This is a genomic window from Erwinia sp. V71 (assembly GCF_965644245.1).
Lineage (GTDB): Bacteria > Pseudomonadota > Gammaproteobacteria > Enterobacterales > Enterobacteriaceae > Erwinia.
Window position 1 is genome coordinate 1 of record NZ_CBFFRK010000212.1, and the last position, 2,834, is coordinate 2,834.

Below are 2,834 nucleotides of genomic sequence, written 5' to 3' on the forward strand. Positions count from 1 at the left end.
GATAGCTTATCGGTAGCTAACCGTCCCTCCATCCACATGACCAAGCGTTGCACTTATTATCTGAATTCGCGAACAAGCAAACATCAGGTTTAAATAACCGCCTTAACAGGCGAAGAGTCAATCAGATGAAACGACAGGTTGTAAAATCTGATGCGCTGAATTGCACAACAAACTGTGTCTTATTGTGCAGATAAAAAAAGTCAAATTTACGCTAGCTTATTCAGAACCGTCGCAAACTATCGGTTAATGATGGTAAATGACAGTTCAATCTTTTGGCGGATTTTAACATGAAACCACCAGAGAATAACCTGTCAATTTGCTTTCACTGATACTGCAGTACGGTATTTACCGGGTGTTCCGGTGTTATCGCTGACAAGTACGTTACCGTATTAAACAAAATTATCAACGAGTTACATAATAAAAACCGCGTCACGCGCTGCAATAACGGATTGCAGATAATAAACATGGGATGGATTAAGCATTTTTAAGCATAAGATAGTGTGTTTTGTTATTTATCAGTCAGGGTTACACACAGCAATGAACCCTTCGGGAATTAAACCTGATACCAGCACAAAAAACACACGGTCCTTTTTATCAGTCCAACCAGGTCACTGTGGTTTTTAACATGCAACGATACCGTTTTCCAGAAGAGAGTTTGCCTGTTTTTGAACAGATTATTGAGCACAGCGCCAATGCTATTTTTGTCGCTGATGATCAACATCGCCTCTCATTCGCCAATCATCATGGTGAGATGCTCTATCATCGTTTGATTGCCACTGAGCAGCTGACCAGCGCGCTCAGCTGCCAGCAGTCGGTCCTGGAGATTAATGATGATCAGCATCCACGTTATATTCGTGCGCACAGTGTCAACAGTGAGGGACACGAGCATGCCACCGGACGGCTGTTTATCGGCACCGATATCAGCGCCGAGCTGACTGCCCAGCGTGAAGAGTCGCACCTGCGCCGTCGTCTGGAGCAGACACTGGAGATTACCGATGAAGGGTTCTGGCTGTGGGATATTCCCAGCGGGCAGATCTCACACAGCCACTGCTGGAGCCGCATCTTTGGCCTGCAGGACGATGCCCTGCAACACCACGAAAGTGATATCTTCGGCCTGATCCATCCCGAGGACAGCCGTCAGGTGATGCAGGCGCTGCAGCAGCACCTGCGTGGTGAAACCCCGGTTTTCAGCTGCGAATTTCGCCTGATTAATGCGGAGCAAAAACTGCTGTGGATACAGAACCACGGCAAAGTGGTGCGCTTTAATGACGACGGCGTGCCGGTAGAGATGCTGGGCAAAGTGAAAGAGATTACCGAGAAAAAACGGCTGGAACTGGAGATGCACCAGCTGGCCTGGCAGGACCCGCTGACTCAGTTGGATAACCGCCCGCGCTTTTATGACAAAGTGGAACAGGCGCGCGGCAGGTGGCGAGTATATGGCGCTGATTTATCTCGATTTAAGTCGTTTTAAAGAGGTCAATGATACCCTTGGTCACGCCGCCGGCGACACGCTGTTAAAAGAGGTGGCGCTGCGCCTGCGTAATACCATTCGCGGCCACGATGCGCTGGCGCGGCTGGGCGGCGATGAGTTCGCCCTGCTGGCAACGCATCTGAGCACCAGCTTTCACGATGCCAAAGAGCGTGTAACGGTGCTGGCTACCCGTCTGCTGGATAATATCTGCCGCGATATGCCGCTGGATAACAATGTTATCAATGTCACCAGCAGCATGGGTATCTATCTGTTTAACGACGACCAGACGCCGATTGCCGATATGCTGCATAAGGCTGATATGGCGCAGTATTATTCGAAGAAGAACCATCGTAAATGGATGTTCTGGTCGCCGCGTCTGCATGAAGATCAGAGCCAGCGCGACACCATCGAGAGCGGTCTGCGCCGTGCGCTGGATAAAGGCGAGCTGTATCTGGAGTACCAGCCACAATACTCATCTGGCGGCGAAGCCACCAGCCTGGAAGCACTGCTGCGCTGGACCACGCCAGATGGCCGTGACATCTCCCCGGCGACCTTTATTCCGGTGGCGGAAAACTCCGGGCTGATACTCAATATCAGCGAGTGGGTGCTTGAGCAGGCCTGCGAACAGTTACGCGTCTGGCGCAACCAGCCACAGCTGGAGAAGATGCAGATATCGATCAATATCAGCCCGCGCCAGTTAAAACGCGCTGATTTTCTGCAAACCGTCGAGCGAATTGTGGTGCAAAGCGGAGTTGATCCACAGCAGCTGATTTTTGAAGTGCCGGAAATTGTGCTGGCCGACAATCTGGTGGATACCCAGCGTAAGCTGCAGGCGCTGAAAGCGATGAAAATCAAAATCGCGCTGGATAACTTTGGCACCGGTATGGCGTCGCTGACCGGTTTGCGCCAGCTGGCGATTGATGAGGTTAAGATTGATCGCTCGTTTGTGTTTCAGATGGCGCAGAATGAGGAGTTTCTGCTGACGATTCGCGGCATTGTGGCGATGTGTCAGGCGCTGGGGATCAGTATTGTGGCCGAAGGGGTGGAAAACTCACAACAGTTCACCACGCTTTCTGATATGGGGTGTAATCGGTTTCAGGGCTGGCTGTTTTCACGCTCGCTGGCGCCGGAAAAACTGGGAAGTGTGTTGCGACAGAAGTGGTTGTAAGCGGCAGAAATGGTTGTAAGCGGCTGAAGTCGTTGTAAGCGACAGAGGGTTTGAAAGTCGCAGAGGCAGTTGCAAGTGGCTGAAGGTGTTGTAAATCGCAAAGGTGTCGCCTGATAGCCCCCTCCCCCACAACGTGGGTGTACGGTCCGGGGACACAGTGAACACTTGTTCGGGGACATGGTAGACACTTACAAC

General features: G+C 51.3%; 2 protein-coding genes. Both read left to right on the forward strand.

The annotated features are described in order from the left end of the window. Positions 1-625: 625 nt before the first annotated feature. A complete protein-coding gene (locus ACSZO1_RS22080; RefSeq protein ID WP_437616490.1) occupies positions 626-1,471 on the forward strand; it encodes a PAS domain-containing protein in 846 nt (281 codons plus the stop codon). Beyond that, positions 1,437-2,639 carry a putative bifunctional diguanylate cyclase/phosphodiesterase gene (locus ACSZO1_RS22085; protein WP_437616493.1) on the forward strand — a complete coding sequence of 401 codons (1,203 nt, stop codon included), beginning with the start codon at positions 1,437-1,439 and terminating at the stop codon, positions 2,637-2,639. The genes ACSZO1_RS22080 and ACSZO1_RS22085 overlap by 35 nt, the downstream gene beginning before the upstream one ends. The last annotated feature ends 195 nt before the right edge of the window (positions 2,640-2,834 follow it).

What these genes read in the sequence shown, in the direction of transcription:
- ACSZO1_RS22080 (WP_437616490.1), top strand. Translation starts at nt 626, where the DNA reads ATGCAACGATACCGTTTTCCAGAAGAGAGTTTGCCTGTTTTTGAACAG.
- ACSZO1_RS22085 (WP_437616493.1), top strand. Translation starts at nt 1,437, where the DNA reads ATGGCGCTGATTTATCTCGATTTAAGTCGTTTTAAAGAGGTCAATGAT.